Origin of the sequence: Amycolatopsis sp. NPDC051128, assembly GCF_040682715.1 — a bacterium.
GTDB lineage: Bacteria > Actinomycetota > Actinomycetes > Mycobacteriales > Pseudonocardiaceae > Amycolatopsis.
The window spans coordinates 60856-76638 of the sequence record NZ_JBFBBN010000026.1 but is presented as its reverse complement, the minus strand read 5'-3'; the positions used below and the strand labels follow the sequence as shown (position 1 = coordinate 76638).

Genomic DNA, 15783 nt, shown 5'->3' with positions numbered 1-15783 from the left:
CCTCCCACTTGAACCGGATACTGCTTACTGCTGCTGGTCATCGGCTCCGCCGCCGAGTGGCAGCTCGCCACCGACGGTCGGGTCCACCGGGGCCGCGCCGGGCTCGTGGTCGGTGACGCCGACCAGCGCCGCCCGCAGTACGCGGTCCCCGAAGCGGTAGCCGCGGCGCATGACCACGGTGACCGTCGGGCCCGCCACGTCCGGCGAGGTGTTGTGCTGCACGGCCTCGTGCACGCTCGGGTCGAAGGGCTCGCCCTCGCTGCCGAACGACTCGAGACCCGCGCGCTGCAAGCCGCTGATCAGCTTGTCGCCGACCGCCTTGAACGCCCCGGTGAGGTCGCCGTGCTGGTCGGCCCGCTCGAGGTCGTCGAGCAGCGGCAGCAGGTCGTTCACCACGGTCGCCTTCGCGCCGAGCACGACCGCCTCGCGGTCACGCTCGACCCGCTTGCGGTAGTTGGCGTACTCCGCCTGCAGGCGCTGAAGGTCGGCGGTGCGCTCGGCCAGCTCCTTCTCCACGTCGGAGAAGACCGACACCGAATCGTCCACAATGGATTCGCCGAGGGAGGGACCCGCGTGCTCCACGGGCGCCTCGTCCGGGTCCGGTGCGGCGTGGGCCGGACCGGGCGGGCGGACCTGCCCGGTCTGGGGGTCCACCCGTCGCCGATCCCGTACGACCACCGGCTCCTCGGGGCCTCGGCCCTGGTTCTCGGATTCGTCGTAGCTGTGAGTCACTTCTTCTCGTCCTCTTCGACGATCTCGGCGTCCACCACGTCATCGGCCTTGGCCTGGCCGCCGGCCGCACCGGCGTCGCCGGCCGCGCCGGCGGCGCCCGAGGCACCGGCCGCACCGGCCGCCGCGTCGGCGTTCGCGTTGGCGTACAGGGCCGTGCCCAGCTCCTGCGAAGCGGTGTTCAGCTTCTCGATCGACTCGCGGATCTTGGTCGAGTCGGTGCCCTTCAGCGCCTCGTTGGCCTCGTCGATCGCGGTCTTGACCTTGCCCTTGAGGTCGTCGGGCAGCTTGTCGTCGTTGTCCTTGAGGAACTTCTCGGTCTGGTAGACCAGCGTCTCGGCCTGGTTGCGGGTCTCGGCCTCTTCGCGACGGGTCTTGTCCTCCTCGGCGTGCGCCTCGGCGTCCTTGACCATCCGCTCGATGTCGTCCTTCGGCAGCGCCGAGCCACCGGTGATCGTCATCGACTGTTCCTTGTTCGTGCCCAGGTCCTTCGCGGTCACGTGCACGATGCCGTTGGCGTCGATGTCGAAGGTGACCTCGATCTGCGGCACGCCACGCGGTGCGGGCGGGAGACCGGTCAGCTCGAACATGCCGAGCTTCTTGTTGTGCGCGGCGATCTCACGCTCACCCTGGAACACCTGGATCTGCACCGACGGCTGGTTGTCGTCCGCGGTGGAGAAGATCTCCGAGCGCTTGGTCGGGATCGTGGTGTTGCGCTCGATGAGCTTGGTGAACACGCCGCCCTTGGTCTCGATGCCCAGCGACAGCGGGGTCACGTCCAGCAGCAGGACGTCCTTGACCTCGCCCTTCAGGACACCGGCCTGCAGCGCCGCGCCGACCGCGACGACCTCGTCCGGGTTCACGCCCTTGTTCGGCTCGCGGCCACCGGTCAGCTCCTTGACCAGCTCGGCGACGGCCGGCATGCGGGTGGAACCACCCACGAGCACGACGTGGTCGATGTCGCCGACGGAGATGCCCGCGTCCCGGATGACGTTGTTGAACGGCGCCTTGGTGCGGTCGAGCAGGTCCGAGGTGATCTTCTGGAACTCCGCGCGCGAGAGCTGCTCGTCGAGGAACAGCGGGTTCTTGTCCGCGTCCACGGTGATGTACGGCAGGTTGATGCCGGCCGAGTTCGAGCTGGACAGCTCGATCTTCGCCTTCTCCGCCGCCTCGCGGATGCGCTGCAGCGCCATCTTGTCCTTGGTCAGGTCGATGCCGTTCGTGGCCTTGAACTTGTCGACCAGCCACTTGACGATGCGCTCGTCCCAGTCGTCACCACCGAGGTGGTTGTCACCGGAGGTCGCGCGGACCTCGACGACGCCCTCGCCGATCTCCAGCAGCGAGACGTCGAACGTGCCGCCACCGAGGTCGAAGACCAGGATGGTCTGTTCCTTCTCGCCCTTGTCCAGGCCGTACGCCAGCGCGGCGGCGGTCGGCTCGTTGACGATCCGGAGCACGTTCAGGCCGGCGATCTGCCCGGCTTCCTTGGTGGCCTGCCGCTGCGCGTCCTCGAAGTACGCCGGGACGGTGATCACCGCGTCGGTGATCGTCTCGCCCAGGTACGCCTCGGCGTCACGCTTCAGCTTCATCAGCACCCGGGCGCTGATCTCCTGCGACGTGTAGTTCTTGCCGTCGATCTCGGTCTTCCAGTCGGTGCCGATGTGCCGCTTCACGGACCGGATCGTCCGGTCGACGTTCGTCACGGCCTGGTTCTTCGCCGGCTGACCGGTCAGCACTTCGCCGTTCTTGGCGAAGGCGACGATCGAGGGGGTGGTCCGGGAGCCTTCCGAGTTGGCGATGACCGTCGGCTCGCCGCCCTCAAGGACGGCGACGACCGAGTTGGTCGTGCCGAGGTCGATGCCGACCGCTCGCGCCATGGTGCTTTCCTCCTGTGTAAGCAGCTCGCCTGCTGTGGTTCTTGACCTGCACGTTCGTCCCCACCTTGAGCGGGGTCCTGGCAAGTTCTATCCGGCCTTCGCGCGCCTCGTCAAGTCGTACTTGAGTCGACTGCACTCAACCTTCGTACCCAGCCTAACGAGCCGGTTCGGGTTCTTGTTCCCGGGTTCACCGGCAGACCACCCCAGGAGCGGGTGTGACCCCGCTCACCAGGTAGTCCACCTCGGCCGCCCGGGCGCAGGCGGAGTTGAATAGCCCTGTGTGACCGTCGTCGAGGCGGGTGAGCAGGGCCGCGCCGTCGATGCTCGCGGCCAGCCCGCGGGCCCAGGCCAGCGGCGTCGCCGGGTCGTGCGCGCCGCCGACGACCAGGATCGGCGGAGCGCCGTGCACCGGGTGGGGCTGTGGTGGGTTCTTCGCCGGGATCGGCCAGCCGGTGCACCCGCTGGTGAAGTCCCAGTACTCCGAGTACCGCCAGCTGTGCGGGGCCACGGCGCGGACCAGCGCGGCCATGACACCCATGTCCGCCGGCCCGGTGAACGGCGACGGGAAGTCGTGGCAGCCGATCGCCCGGTAGGCCCCGTAGATCGGGGACCGGAACTGGTTCCGCTCGGTCAGCCCCTTGGCGTCCGGGAACTCGCCGCCGGCCGCGGCCAGCGCCTTGCCCAGCGCGGGCCACTCGTCCCGGAGGTAGAGGTGGTTGTAGACGCCGGCCGAGACCTCGTCGGCCGTCGCCTTGCGGCCCAGGTCGCTCGACCAGATCGCGCCGTGCGCCGCCCGCGTGACGACGTCGTCGTAGAAACCGAGGACGTCCTGCCCGCGCAGGACGCAGCCCGCCGAGCCGCGGCACCAGTCCGCGAACCGGACGAGCGCGTCCTCGGTGGCCGCGGCCTCCTCGAGGATCGCCTGACGCAGCGGCCGCGCGTGGTCGACCGCGCCGTCGAGCACCATCGTGCGCACCCGGCCGGGGTGCTTCGACGCGTAGACCGCGCCCAGCTCGGTGCCGTACGAGAGGCCCAGCCAGGAGATCTTCGGCTCGCCGAGCGCGACGCGGATCGTTTCGATGTCCTCGGCCGCGCTCTGCGTGTCCACGGTCGCCAGCAACGGCCCGGTCCGGGTCAGGCAGTCCTCGCCCGCCTTCCGGTTGTGCGCCACCAGCGCGTCGAACCCCGGTTTCGTCGCCGGGAACCGGTCGAGCGCCGGATCCCACAGCGTCGCCGCGTCGCACGTGATGCGTGGTGTGCTGAACCAGTCGCCGCGCGGGTCGAAGCCCACGACGTCGAACCGCTGCCGCAGCCGCGCGAGGTCCGGCGACGCCAGCCCGCCGAACTGCACGAACCCGACGCCGGAACCGCCGGGCCCGCCCGGGTTCACCAGCAGCGAGCCGATCCGGCGGGCCGGATCGAGCGCGGGCAGCCGGGCCAGCGCGAGCCGCGCCGATCCCAGCTCCGGGCGGGCGCGGTCGATCGGCACGTCGACCGTCGCGCACTCCGTTGCCGGTTCCTGCTGCGTGGCACACGGGTGCCACGCGGTCGCCGCCGCTGCGGCGACGGCCGGGACCGCCGCCATGATCACGACCGCCGCGACGATCGCGCCGATCCGGCCCACGTCCATGATGTCTTTCCTCCCCCTGCGCGCCGTCCCTCGGCGCACCCCATTCCTAACAGCGACCACCGACAACTCAGGAGCGGCGGACGTGCCGGGAGGCGAGGGAGAATTCGATATTTCCTTGCCGCGCAACGACTTCAGCCGGCGTGCCGACCCACGAAGTCACTCGATAGTGGGAATCCACGGAGACCGGCACCCCCTGCGCCGGAGTTTCGGTCTGCTCGCCGCGCATGAAACCCACGACGCCGAACATCGCAATGGCCCCCAGCAGCGCGGCGGCCAGCACTCGCCGTTCGATCTTGCCCATCGGAAAAGCCCCCGTAGTAAGGAAAGTCAGTAAGGAAGTCAGGCCGCGCGGACCCTGACGCTGCCGCTGTCGGTGGAAAGGTCGAGCACGTGCCGGCCCGAGCCGTCCGTCGGGACGTCGATGTCCCGGTGCCCGCTGTCGCTGTCGCCCTGCACGCGGTACGGCCCGCCCGGCGCGTTCACCTCGACGCTGCCGCTGTCGGACTTCACCTTGACGTCGGTCTCCTGGGTCAGCGTCAACTCGACGCTTCCGCTGGAGGACGTCACGTCGACCGGCCCGCGCACGTCGTTGCCCTGGACGTGGCCCGAGTCGGCGTGCAGCTGGACCTCACCGACGTTCCGCACGTCGATCGCGCCGCTCTCCAGCCGCAGCTTCACCGTGCCGGAGACGTCCTCGACGCGGGCCTGCCCGGAGTGGGACTGGACGTCCACGCTCGACACCCCGGCGACGTTCAGTTCACCGGAGTCGAGCTTGCCGGTGACCGGAACGCCGGCGGGCACGACGACCTCGAAGTCGACCGTGCAGTTGCGCCCGCAGCCGGCGAGCACGAGCTGGTCACCCTCGACGCGGAAGAAGTCGCCGCCCGGCTTGCTTCGCCAGTTGTAGTGGATCGTCTCGCGCACCGTCGGCTGTCCCGAGCCGGTGCGGATCTTCACCGACCCCGAGTCGCCGTCCAGCTTCACGCCGCGGACGGTCTCCGAAACGGTGTGGTTGTTCTCGAACCTTGAGCCCAAGCCCCAGCCGAACGCGGTCGCCACCCCGACGCCGATCAGGACGATGCCACCCAGAGCCAGAAGCGGGCGCGCCATGGTCGTTGGTCCCCTCAGTGTTGTTTCCTCTGCGTGGGAAACGTTAGGGGTGAGTGAGAGGGCGGCACATGGGGGTAACCCCCCGAAAGAACCCTGAGATCCCTCCCTGAGACGCGGGGGTGGGTCCAGGGGCCTAACCTGGCGCAAGTCTCGGAGTTCCTTGATCAGGAGGATCCATGCCGCAAGCACCCGGCCCGTACGAATCCCTGCCCGACGTGCCGTCCTTCACCCTCCGCAGCAACGACGTCGCGCACGGCGAAATCCTGGCCACGCCCCATTTGTCCGGCATCTTCGGCGCCGGTGGCGAGGACCGTTCGCCGCACCTGGCGTGGGAAGGCTTCCCGGCGGAGACGAAGAGCTTCGCGGTCACCTGCTACGACCCGGACGCCCCGACCGGCAGCGGGTTCTGGCACTGGGCCGTGTTCAACCTCCCGGCCTCGGTGACGGAGCTGGCGGCCGGCGCGGGCGACGGCTCCGGCCTGCCCGAAGGCGCGGTGACGTTGAAGGGCGACGGCGGGGTGCAGCGGTTCCTCGGCGCGGCGCCCCCGCCCGGGCACGGCCCGCACCGGTACTACTTCGCGGTGCACGCACTGGACGTCGACAAGCTCGAGGTGCCGGACGACGCGACCCCGGCGTTCCTCGGCTTCAACATGTTCGGGCACACCCTGGCCCGCGCCGTGATCACGCCGGTCTACGAGAACAAGGGCTGAGTTTCCGGGCCCGGCGCTGTCGCGGATCGGCGACAGCGCCGGGCCCGGTTTTGTCGGTGCCCGATGACACACTGCGGTCATGCCACCACCGATAGCGACACCCCGGTCGAGAGCGCTGGGGTTCGGACTCAGGAAAGCGCGGACGGCGCGCGGGATCGGGCTGCGCGAGCTGGCCCGGGCCACGGGTGTGCACGCGGCCGAACTGTCCAATTGGGAACTCGGCCTGCGGGTGCCCAAGGTCGAAGAGGTCGCGCTCCTGCTCGGGCAGCTGAGGGTGGATGTCGAGGAGCGGAACCGGTTGCTGGAGCTGGCGGCGCACGCCCGGGAGCCCAACTGGCTCGAGAGCGACATGCCCGACGCGCCACGGATCCTCACGACGCTGGCCGAATACGAGCGCACCGCGGTGTCGATCTTCAGTTGGCAACCGCTGCTGGTGCACGGGCTGCTGCAGACGCCCGACTACGCGCGGGCCGTCTTGGCTCTCGGCGGCACTCCGGCGGCGCTGATCGACCAGCGGCTGCGGGTGCGAATGATCCGCCAGGCAGCGCTGCGCGAGCATCGGGCGCCGGAGTGTTCCGTCCTGCTCGGGGAGATCGCCCTCCGGCAGCGGATCGGCGGCACCGAGACTTTGCTGGAGCAGCTTCGCCTCCTGCTCGATCTCCCCCGCCGGATCGAGGTGCGGGTGGTTCCGTTCGGCGGCGACTACCACCCCGGGCTCAACGGTTCCTTCAGCGTCTTCGAGTACTCCGACCTGCCGGCCATCGTCTTCCTGGACCAGTACCGCGGCAGCGCCTACCTCTACGATGAGGATCAGGTGGCGGATTACAAGTCCGCCGCGAAGACCCTGGCGTCCCTCGCCTTGAGCGCGGCCGAATCGCGCGCGTTCGTCGAGGGGGTGATCGCCGACTTGGAGGCCTGACGTGAACAACTGGCGGAAGTCCAGCTACAGCGGGCCAGAGGCCGAGTGCGTGGAGGTCGCGCTCGCGCGGGTGGTGCGGATCCGTGACACCAAGGACCGCCCGGGCGGAACGCTCGAAATCTCCACCCGATCGTGGGACGCCTTCCTGAAGCTCAGCGCAAGGACTCCGTGTTGACGCCTTCGCGCTCCAGGTAACGGCCCTTGGTGTGCTCGCCGAAGCCGAACTGCCGGTACAACCCGTGCGCGTCGGCGGTGTGCAGCATCCAGCGGAAGCCGGCGCCGGGGCCGTTGTCGATCATCTCGCGCACGATCTCCTTGCCGAGCCCGGCGCCGCGGGCGGAGTCGACGACGAAGACGTCGGCCAGGTAGGCGCTTCCCACGCCGTCGGAGAACGCCCGCGCGAAACCGACCTGCTCGCCGCCGCGGTAGGCGCCGATGACCCGCCATGACCCGGCGATGGCGGCGACGACCTGCTCACGCGTGCGCCAGCGGCCCCAGTACGCCTCGGCGGAGAGGAACTTCCACACCACTTCGAGGTCCAGCCGCGCCGGGTCGTCGTCGAGTTCGAAGTCACCGAAAGTCCGCATGATCCGAAGCTAAAGGAAGCGTCAACGCGGTTTCAGCAGGTAATCCACCACCGGGCGCAGCTCCTCCGCCGACGGCGGTCCGTCGTCGATCAGGCCCTGGATCAGCAGCCCGTCGATGCCGGCGAGGAACACCCGGAACGCGACCTCGTCGTCGTGGCGGACCATCGACGTCAGGACGTCCAGCCAGCGACGCGCGGCCGGGCGCAGTTCCGGCTTCCGCGCCGCCAGCAGGTACAGCTCGTACTCCGCCATCGTGCGCCCGCGCTGCGGCCCCAGCGCCTCGGCGAGCAGGCCCGCGACCTCCTCGGCGCCGCGGCTGCCGCGGGACCGGGCGCGGTCGATCATCCAGTAGACCTCGGTCGCCATGTCGCGGGCGCACGAGATGAGCGTCGCGACGAGCAGGTCGTCCAGTGACGAGAAGTGGTACGTCGTGGACGTCGTCGGCACGCCGGCCTCGGCCGCGACGGTCCGGTGCGTGACGCCCGCGACGCCGTCGCGCTCGATCACGCGCAGCGCGGCCGCGATGATTTCGGCGCGCCGCTTGTCGCCCCGGGCCTTGCGTCCGTCGACCTGCAGTTTCACGGCGACGCCCTCTCGAGTTCGTTCAGCACCGATTGAGGGGAAACTACCTGAACGATCGTCCCGAAACAAAGAGCGACGTACACCACATCGATGGGACTTAAGGCCACTCCACGGGTTACTCATCGGTAGGAAGCGTTAGCCTGCCGGCTACCACCACACGATTCATCCGGACGAAAGGCACCCGAACGATGGGCGCTCTACAACTGACGCTGGGCGGCATCGCCGTCGTCCTCGGCGTCGTCGCCTGGGGGATGTTCGCCGCGACGATCGCGCGCTTCGTGCGCGTCATCCGGCTCGGGCAGCCCGACTCGACGCGCAACGGGCCGTTCATGCCGCGCTTCAAGACCCTGGTCAAGGAGTTCGCGGCCCACACCCGGATGAACCGCAAGCGCAGCGTCGGCCCCGCGCACTGGCTGGTGATGTGGGGCTTCCTGCTCGGCTCGCTCGCCCTGTTCGAGGCCTACGGCGAGGTCTTCGTACCCACCTGGGGCTGGCCGATCCTCGACGACTTCCCGCCGTTCCAGCTGCTCATGGAGCTGCTCGGGCTCGGCACGATCGCCGGCATCCTGGTGCTGATGGCGATCCGGCAGCGCAACCACCCGCGTCGCGCCGACCGCCAGTCGCGCTTCCAGGGCTCCAACTTCAAGTGGGCCTACTTCATCGAGGCCGTCGTGCTCGTCGAGGGCATCGGCATCATCGGCGTCCGCGCCGCGAAGGCCGCCCTCGGCGCGCACGAGACGCCGACCTGGGCCGCCTTCGTCTCGAACCCGCTCGGCGAACTGCTCCCGGCCAGCCCGAACCTGGTCACGGTGTTCGCGTTCGTCAAGCTGATGAGCGCGACGGTCTGGCTGATCGTCGTGGCCCGCACGATGACCATGGGCATCGCGTGGCACCGCTTCAGCGCGTTCTTCAACATCTACTTCAAGCGCGAGCAGGACGGCGGCGTCGCCCTCGGCGCGCTCAAGCCGATGATGAGCGGCGGCAAGGTCCTCGACCTCGAGGAGGCCGACCCCGACGAGGACACCTTCGGCGTCGGCAAGATCGAGGACTTCAGCTGGAAGGGCTGGCTGGACTTCTCCACGTGCACCGAGTGCGGCCGCTGCCAGGAGCAGTGTCCCGCGTGGAACACCGGCAAGCCGCTGTCGCCGAAGCTGGTCATCACGCAGCTGCGTGACCACGCCTACGCGAAGGCGCCGTACCTGCTGGCCGGCGGCAAGCGTGACATGGCCGGTGACGAGATCGGGCTGTCCGGCGACAACATGTACGCGGGCATCGACGTCCTCGCGATCGCGGAGTCGCAGAAGGCGCTGATCGGCGATGACGGCGGCGTCATCGATCCCGACGTCCTGTGGTCCTGCACCAGCTGCGGCGCCTGTGTCGAGCAGTGCCCGGTGGACATCGAGCACGTCGACCACATCGTCGACATGCGCCGCTACCAGGTGATGATCGAGTCGTCCTTCCCCAGCGAGCTGAACGGCATGTTCAAGAACCTGGAGAACAAGGGCAACCCGTGGGGCCAGAACGCCAAGGACCGGCTGGCCTGGACCGAGGACCTCGACTTCGAGGTGCCGGTGTTCGACGGCGACCTCGGCGACACCGAGTACCTCTTTTGGGTCGGCTGCGCCGGCGCGTTCGAGGACCGCGCGAAGAAGACGACGCGTGCGGTCGCGGAGCTGCTGCACATGGCCGGCGTCAAGTACACCGTGCTCGGCTCGGAGGAGTCCTGCACCGGTGACCCGGCGCGCCGCGCGGGCAACGAGTTCCTGTTCCAGATGCTGGCGCAGCAGAACGTCGAGATCCTGAACTCGGTGTTCGAGGGCCGCGAGCGGAAGGCTCGCAAGGTCGTCGTGACCTGCGCGCACTGCTTCAACACCCTCGCGAACGAGTACCCGGAGCTCGGTGGCCAGTTCGACGTCGTGCACCACACGCAGCTGTTGAACCGCCTGGTGCGCGAGAAGCAGCTGGTGCCGGTGGCGCCGGTCGCGGAAGACGTCACCTACCACGACCCGTGCTACCTCGGCCGCCACAACAAGGTGTACGAGGCGCCGCGCGAGCTCGTCGGCGCGACGGGCGCGCGGCTGCGCGAGATGCCGCGGCACGGCGACAAGTCGATGTGCTGCGGCGCGGGCGGCGCGCGGATGTGGATGGAAGAGAAGATCGGCAAGCGGATCAACGTCGAGCGCGTCGACGAGGCGCTCGGCACCGCGCCGTCGAAGATCGCCACCGGCTGCCCGTTCTGCAAGGTGATGCTGAACGACGGCCTCACCGCGCGGCAGAGCGACGGCAGCGCGAGCGAGAAGGTCGAGATCGTCGACGTCGCGCAGATGCTGCTGGAAGCGGTCAAGCGCAAGCCGGAGCCGAAGCCGGTGCCCACCGGGGCGCCGTCGCTCGCGGAGGAGTGACACCAGGAGAAGGACGCGCGGCCCCGGTCAGGACTTCCTGGCCGGGGCCGTTTCCATTCCGGAAAGTGATAGTCGAACAGCCGGTTCGCATTCTCGTAGCCGAAGCACTACACATTGTCACCGCACACGATTCTGGCAACCCGCACCGTCCACAAGCTGGGATTTCGCGACAGAAATCGATTTCCCGAATGATGTTCATGATATTCACCGAAATGGCCTATCAAGGCAATGGCAAACTATGAACTGAAGGCTGGACAACCGGCGTATCCTGGCGTTTCCTCGCCGCCGCCGTTGCCAGCGAGGGCGACTTTGACGACCACGGAATCAGGGGGCGGCGAGGATGGCTGAGGACCGGAGAACCACGGCGACCGGACGCGTGGGCGCACGCTTCCCGGCGACCGGCCGGCACGCCCTCCGCACCCTCCCGGACGACGTCGAAGACCGCCTCGCCCTGCCCGAGCCGTCGCCCCGGACCGGCCACGTCGGTGCCCGGTTCCCCGCCCCGGCGGCCGTCGAGCCGCCCGCCCCGGCACCCGCCGAGCCGGAACCCGAACTCGTCGAAGAAGCCGTCGCCGAGCCCGTCATCCCGCCGCAGGACCACATCCCCAGCCCGCGGACGCTCGTGCGCCCGTACGTCCTGACGCGCGGCCGGACGCAATCGCGGCGGCACCTGGCGATCGAGGCGCTCGTCTCGACGCGCGCCGGCGCGCACTGGAACGTCGCCCGGCTGACCGGCGAGTTCCGCTCGGTGCGCTCGCTCTGCCACCACCCGCGCTCGGTCGCCGAGGTCGCGGCCACGCTCAGCGTGCCGCTCGGCGTCGCCCGCGTGCTGCTGGACGACATGGCCGAACAGGGCCTGGTCACGATCCACGACAGCCGTGTCAGCGCCGACGGCCGTCCGGCGATAGCGCTCATGGAGCGCGTTCTGCACGGCCTGCGCCGGCTCTGACTATTACGCTCGGCAAGGTGAGCGAGGAACCCGAAAACGCCGGTAGCGAAAGCACGTTGACCGTCCTGCTCGCCGGTGGCGTGAATCTGGCGATCGCCGTCATGAAGCTGATCGCGGGGATCATCAGCGGCTCCGGCGCGATGCTGTCCGAAGCGGCACACTCGGTCGCCGACACGATCACCGAGGTCCTGCTGCTGACCGCGTTGAAACGCTCGGCGCGCCCCGCCGACCGCGTTCACCCCTTCGGCTACGGCAAGGAGCGCTATTTCTGGTCGTTGCTCGCGGCCGTCTCGATTTTCGCGTCGGGCGCGATGTTCGCGCTCTACGAGGGCGTTTCGACCATTCTCGGGCACGGCGAAGCGCAGAGCACCTCGGTCCTCAGCTACATCGTCCTGGCGGTGGCGTTCCTGCTCGAAAGCACGTCCTGGCTGCAGGCCGTCCGCCAGGTCGTCCGGGAGTCGAAGGCCGAGAACCGGTCCCTGTGGACGTACCTGCGGCTGATCGACGACCCGACGCCGAAGACCGTGCTGTTCGAGGACTCGGCCGCGCTGGTCGGCCTGCTGCTCGCCTTCGGCGGCATCGGACTGCACCAGCTCACCGGCTCGGAGGTCTGGGACGGCGTCGCGTCGATCGCCATCGGGCTGCTGCTCGCCTGCGTCGCCTACCTGCTCGGCCGCACCAACCGCGGTCTGCTCGTCGGGCGTCAGGCCGACCCGACGCTGGTCCGAGGCGTCCGCGACCACCTCTCCGCCGCGCCGGAGATCGAGGCCGTCGTGGACCTGCAGACCATGCTGATGGGCACCGACCAGGTCCTGGTGTGCACCCGCGTCGACTTCGACGATTCACTCGGCGCCGCGGACCTCGAACGCGCCTGCGTCCGGCTCGCGGTCGAGCTGGCCGAGGCGTTCCACGACGTCACCGAAGTGTTCATCGAACCGGTGCCGCGCTCGGACCCGGAACTGCGGGCGACGGTGCTGGCGCGCTACGGCGATATCGCGGAACGGTGGAGCAGGCCTCAGTAACTCAGTAACTCAGTAGCCGAAGTCCTGGACCCAGTACCAGCCCTTCGTGGTGACGCCGACGCCGAGCTTGGTGAGCGTGCAGTTCAGGATGTTCGCGCGGTGGCCCTCGGAATTCATCCAGGCTTCCATGACCTGCGCCGCGGACGTCTGCCCCTTCGCGATGTTCTCCGCGCCCGGCTTCGCATAACCGGCGTTCTTGATGCGCTGGTCGAAGGTCGTGCCGTCGGGGCTGTTGTGGGAGAAGAAGTTCTCGGCCGACATCTGGTCGCTGTAGTCCTGCGCGGCCTTCGTGAGGTGGGATTCCTCGGCCAGCGGCTTGCAACCGGCCTTCGCTCGTTCGTCGTTGACCAGCGTGAGGACCTGGGCGGCCACCGAGGGCGCGAGCCGGGCGGCGGGCTTGGTGGTCGGCGTCGGCGTTTCGGACTTGGTCTGCTCCGGCGCCGGGGACGTCTCGGTCGGAGTGGGCGCCGCGCTGGACGTCGTCGGCACCGGTGCCGGCGCCGGTGGCTCGGCCTGCTTCGTGGTCTGGACCTGACCACCGGCGAGATCGGTCCCGGCGCCGGCCCCCGCTCCGGCGGGCGCGTCGGGCAGCACCAAGGCCGCGGCGCCGAGCTCGGCGGTGTTTCCTTCGGCGGTGGCCATCCAAGTGCCGGTAGCGGCGGAAAAAACGCCGAGCAGCACACTGAGTGACACCATCACCACACGAGAACGTTCACCAATGGGGGACACGGCGCAGGAACGTATCACGGAACGATTACAGCGAGAACCCTTCTTGCGCACTGGTCACAATTCTTCGGCCCGCTGTCGGTGACGGGTCCGGATTTCGCGGCAATCGGACGCTTCCGCGTTACTCCATTCAGCCGTCTTTTCTCAGTGCCATTCGATTGCACTGGGCGACCAGTCGGGTCGATTCCGGTTACTTCGGAGCCGTCAGCTTCGCCGTCGACTCGTGCGTGAGGGCCGTGGCCGCCTCGATGAACCCGATCACCGTGCGGAGTTCGTCGTCGCTGTAGCGGTCACACAGCTCGTACATGCCCTTGACGAGGTGGTCCCACAGGTGCACGGCACCCGCGATGGCCTGTTCGTCCAGCGCGATCAGGACCCGGCGGCGATCGTCCGGGTGCGGACGGCGGTCGACGATGCCCTTGCGCTCCAGCCGGTCGATCATCGCGGTCACGGACGCGGGCGCCAGGCCGGACAGCCGCGCCAGGTCCTTCGGCGTCTGCGGCCCGAACCGCGCGAGGTAGTCCAGGACCTTGCCCTCGACCGCGGACAACCCCCGCGTCTCGGAGATCGCGGTGTGGAACATGACCGTCTCCGTCGACAGCTCCCGCGACCTGAGCAGGACTTTCTCGACCAGCTGCGCTCGTTCGCTTGACACAGCGTCCAGCTTAGCCCACTCTTTAGTTCGACAGAACGAATTAGTTTCTAAGAGATTCGAGGGAACGAACGAGATGACACGGGCACTGATCATCGGGGGCGGCATCGCGGGCACGATCACGGCCATCGCCCTGCACGAGGCCGGGCACGAGCCGGTGCTGTTCGAGGCGTACGACCGGAGCTCCGAAGGCGTCGGCGCGTTTCTCACCCTGGCCGTCAACGGCTTGGCCGCACTGCTCCCGCTCGGCCTGAAGGACGTGGTCCGGAGCGCGGGCTTCGATTCACCACGGATGTCGATCGGGCTCGGCAACGGCACTCAGCTGGCCGAGTTCACGCTGGGCGGCACACTCCCGGACGGGACCGTGAGCCAGACCGTGCTCCGCTCCGACCTCTACGTCGCCCTGCGCGACGAGGCCGCGCGGCGGGGGATCCAGGCCGGGTACGGCAAGCGCCTGATCGGCGCGAGCCAGACGTCTTCCCAGGTCAGGGCGGACTTCTCGGACGGCTCGCACGCCGAAGGCGACTTGCTGATCGGCGCCGACGGCCTCCGCTCGCGAGTCCGCACGATCATCGACCCGAACGCGCCGTCGCCGCGGTACGTGCCGCTGCTCAACACCGGCGGCTTCGCCGAAGGGCTGAAGCTGCCGGACGAGCCGGGCGTGCTGAACATGGCGTTCGGCAAGCGGGTCTTCTTCTGCCACGTCGTCAGCCCGGACGGCCGCGTCTGGTGGTTCGCGAACCCGGCCCGCAAGACCGAGCCGACCGAGTCCGAACTGGCCAAGCTCGCCGGCGAGAAGCTGCGGGCCGAGCTGCTCCACCTGGTGGCGCCCGACCGGACGCCGGCCACCGAGATCATCCGCGCGACGCGGGAGATCTACCCGGCCTGGCCGACGTACGACTTCCCGACGGTCCCGGTCTGGCACCGCGGCCGCATGGTGATCATCGGCGACGCGGCGCACGCGACGTCACCGGCGGCGGGCCAGGGCGCGTCGATGGCCATCGAAGACGCCGTCACGCTGGGCAAGTGCCTCCGCGACGTGCCGGACATCGCGCAGGCGCTGACCACCTACGAGGGCTTGCGGCGCGAGCGCGTCGAAGCCGTCGTCGCGGCCGGGAAGCGCAACGGCGACGACAAGGTGATCGGCCCGGTCGGGCGCGTCGTCCGCGACTTCTTCATCAAGCGGGCGTTCTCGAAGCCGTCCAACGAGGACCCGAACGCCTTTATGTGGAACCACCGCATCGACTGGAACGAGAAGGTCTCGGCCTGACGACCGACGCACTCTTTCCCGCCGAGGGCGAATCCACTACCGCCAGGTGTCGACGCGGTGGAAGTTCTTGTACGCCCGGCTCGGGGTCGGGCCGCGCTGCCCCTGGTAGCGGGACCCGGCTTCGCTCGAGCCGTACGGGAACTCGGCCGAGCTGGAGAGCCGGAAGATGCACAGCTGGCCGATCTTCATGCCCGGCCAGAGCGTGATCGGCAGGTTCGCGACGTTCGACAGCTCGAGGGTGATGTGCCCGGAGAAGCCGGGGTCGATGAACCCGGCGGTCGAGTGCGTGAGCAGCCCGAGCCGGCCGAGCGAAGACTTGCCCTCGAGGCGGCCGGCGAGGTCGTCGGCGAGGGTGACGAGCTCGAACGTCGAGCCGAGCACGAACTCGCCCGGGTGCAGCACGAAGGGCTCCTCGCCCTCCTTCTCGACCAGCGAGGTCAGCTCGTCCTGCTGCAGCTGCGGGTCGATGTGGGTGTACTTGCTGTTGTCGAAGACGCGGAAGAACCGGTCGAGCCGGACGTCGATGCTGGACGGCTGGACCATGCCGGCATCGAAGGGGTCGATGCCGAGCCGGCCGGCGTCGAGCTCTTTGCGGAGGTCACGGTCACTGAGCAGCAC

At 69.0% G+C, this 15783-nt stretch carries 17 protein-coding genes; 7 read left to right on the top strand and 10 right to left on the bottom strand.

What is annotated here, in order from left to right:
• Positions 1–24: 24 nt before the first annotated feature.
• The 5 genes from grpE to AB0M82_RS25185 all read right to left on the bottom strand — a co-directional run bounded on the left by grpE (position 25) and on the right by AB0M82_RS25185 (position 5346).
• Complete coding sequence (gene grpE / locus AB0M82_RS25205; RefSeq protein WP_364726353.1) at positions 25–732, bottom strand: nucleotide exchange factor GrpE; 708 nt, start codon at positions 730–732, stop codon at positions 25–27.
• A complete protein-coding gene (gene dnaK / locus AB0M82_RS25200; RefSeq protein WP_364726350.1) occupies positions 729–2606 on the bottom strand; it encodes a molecular chaperone DnaK in 1878 nt (625 codons plus the stop codon). The genes grpE and dnaK overlap by 4 nt, the downstream gene beginning before the upstream one ends.
• Positions 2607–2793: 187 nt before the next feature.
• Positions 2794–4236, bottom strand: a complete 1443-nt coding sequence (locus tag AB0M82_RS25195) for an alpha/beta hydrolase (protein ID WP_364726347.1) — start codon at positions 4234–4236, stop codon at positions 2794–2796.
• A gap of 67 nt (positions 4237–4303) precedes the next feature.
• Positions 4304–4537, bottom strand: coding sequence for a hypothetical protein (locus AB0M82_RS25190; protein WP_364726345.1), 234 nt, complete (start codon positions 4535–4537; stop codon positions 4304–4306).
• Between the two features lie 38 nt (positions 4538–4575).
• The gene (locus tag AB0M82_RS25185) at positions 4576–5346 is read right to left on the bottom strand and encodes a DUF4097 family beta strand repeat-containing protein (protein WP_364726343.1); all 771 of its coding nucleotides are present in this window, start codon (positions 5344–5346) and stop codon (positions 4576–4578) included.
• Positions 5347–5522: 176 nt separating this feature from the next.
• Here AB0M82_RS25185 and AB0M82_RS25180 point away from each other — a divergent pair, with 176 nt between their 5' ends.
• The 3 genes from AB0M82_RS25180 (at position 5523) to AB0M82_RS25170 (ending at position 7150) form a co-directional block, all read left to right on the top strand.
• Positions 5523–6056 (top strand): YbhB/YbcL family Raf kinase inhibitor-like protein, encoded by a 534-nt coding sequence (locus tag AB0M82_RS25180; RefSeq protein ID WP_364726340.1) that lies wholly within the window; start codon positions 5523–5525, stop codon positions 6054–6056.
• 79 nt (positions 6057–6135) lie between these two features.
• A complete protein-coding gene (locus AB0M82_RS25175) occupies positions 6136–6975 on the top strand; it encodes a helix-turn-helix transcriptional regulator (protein WP_364726337.1) in 840 nt (279 codons plus the stop codon).
• A gap of 1 nt (position 6976) precedes the next feature.
• A complete protein-coding gene (locus AB0M82_RS25170) occupies positions 6977–7150 on the top strand; it encodes a DUF397 domain-containing protein (protein ID WP_364726334.1) in 174 nt (57 codons plus the stop codon).
• Here AB0M82_RS25170 and AB0M82_RS25165 read toward each other — a convergent pair.
• The gene (locus AB0M82_RS25165) at positions 7128–7562 is read right to left on the bottom strand and encodes a GNAT family N-acetyltransferase (protein ID WP_364726331.1); all 435 of its coding nucleotides are present in this window, start codon (positions 7560–7562) and stop codon (positions 7128–7130) included. The two genes, AB0M82_RS25170 and AB0M82_RS25165, sit on opposite strands and share 23 nt — an antisense overlap.
• 21 nt (positions 7563–7583) lie before the next feature.
• Positions 7584–8144, bottom strand: coding sequence for a TetR family transcriptional regulator (locus tag AB0M82_RS25160; RefSeq protein WP_364726328.1), 561 nt, complete (start codon positions 8142–8144; stop codon positions 7584–7586).
• Between the two features lie 188 nt (positions 8145–8332).
• On the opposite strand from AB0M82_RS25160, the gene AB0M82_RS25155 reads away from it, so the two are divergent.
• The 3 genes from AB0M82_RS25155 (at position 8333) to AB0M82_RS25145 (ending at position 12517) form a co-directional block, all read left to right on the top strand.
• Positions 8333–10546, top strand: a complete 2214-nt coding sequence (locus AB0M82_RS25155) for a (Fe-S)-binding protein (protein WP_364726326.1) — start codon at positions 8333–8335, stop codon at positions 10544–10546.
• A gap of 340 nt (positions 10547–10886) precedes the next feature.
• Positions 10887–11495 carry a DUF742 domain-containing protein gene (locus tag AB0M82_RS25150; protein WP_364726323.1) on the top strand — a complete coding sequence of 203 codons (609 nt, stop codon included), beginning with the start codon at positions 10887–10889 and terminating at the stop codon, positions 11493–11495.
• A 17-nt stretch (positions 11496–11512) separates the two neighbouring features.
• A complete protein-coding gene (locus tag AB0M82_RS25145; protein ID WP_364726320.1) occupies positions 11513–12517 on the top strand; it encodes a cation diffusion facilitator family transporter in 1005 nt (334 codons plus the stop codon).
• A 9-nt stretch (positions 12518–12526) separates the two neighbouring features.
• Here the strand turns inward: AB0M82_RS25145 and AB0M82_RS25140 are convergent, their stop codons facing one another.
• Positions 12527–13219: a CAP domain-containing protein gene (locus AB0M82_RS25140; RefSeq protein ID WP_364726317.1), complete on the bottom strand. Its 693-nt coding sequence runs from the start codon at positions 13217–13219 to the stop codon at positions 12527–12529.
• Between the two features lie 214 nt (positions 13220–13433).
• The gene (locus tag AB0M82_RS25135) at positions 13434–13898 is read right to left on the bottom strand and encodes a MarR family transcriptional regulator (protein ID WP_364726315.1); all 465 of its coding nucleotides are present in this window, start codon (positions 13896–13898) and stop codon (positions 13434–13436) included.
• A gap of 73 nt (positions 13899–13971) precedes the next feature.
• Here AB0M82_RS25135 and AB0M82_RS25130 point away from each other — a divergent pair, with 73 nt between their 5' ends.
• Positions 13972–15165 carry an FAD-dependent monooxygenase gene (locus AB0M82_RS25130; protein ID WP_364726312.1) on the top strand — a complete coding sequence of 398 codons (1194 nt, stop codon included), beginning with the start codon at positions 13972–13974 and terminating at the stop codon, positions 15163–15165.
• A 36-nt stretch (positions 15166–15201) separates the two neighbouring features.
• Here the strand turns inward: AB0M82_RS25130 and dcd are convergent, their stop codons facing one another.
• Positions 15202–15783, bottom strand: a complete 582-nt coding sequence (gene dcd, locus AB0M82_RS25125; protein ID WP_364726309.1) for a dCTP deaminase — start codon at positions 15781–15783, stop codon at positions 15202–15204.